We start from the raw sequence: 403 nt of genomic DNA, 5'->3' as shown, positions 1-403 counted from the left end.
TCAAACATAATCATAAAACGGTTTAGAGCTTGCTTCCAGTGATGAATAGGCATTGTCCACCTCTTGGAAGCATCCATTATCGCTAAGTACACCACCTTTCTAGCCGATTCATCTGTTGGGAACAGTTTACGTTTCTTAGTCGCTTTTCTGATCACACTGTTCAGAGATTCAATAGCATTTGTCGTGTAGATAGCTTTACGGATGTCTTGAGGGTAGCTAAATAGAGTATTGAGATTATCCCAATGAGCCGTCCAGGAGCGACTGATTTGAGGGTACTTTTCATCCCATTTATCACCAAAGTGCTCTAACGCTAACAGGGCTTCATCTTCTGTTGTTGCTTGATAGATTTCTTTTAAGTCAGCGGTAATGGCCTTGTAGTCTTTCCATGGGACGTATTTCATTG

At 41.4% G+C, this 403-nt stretch carries 1 protein-coding gene; it reads right to left on the bottom strand.

The features are described from left to right. On the bottom strand, positions 1-403 hold a 403-nt coding region (locus tag J8L97_RS23250; protein ID WP_211053093.1), incomplete at both ends, for a transposase.

The organism is Pseudoalteromonas sp. MMG012 (genome assembly GCF_018100875.1).
Classification (GTDB): domain Bacteria; phylum Pseudomonadota; class Gammaproteobacteria; order Enterobacterales; family Alteromonadaceae; genus Pseudoalteromonas; species Pseudoalteromonas aurantia.
The sequence above is the reverse complement of the archived record's forward strand: the minus strand, read 5'-3'. Positions and strand labels throughout refer to the sequence as shown.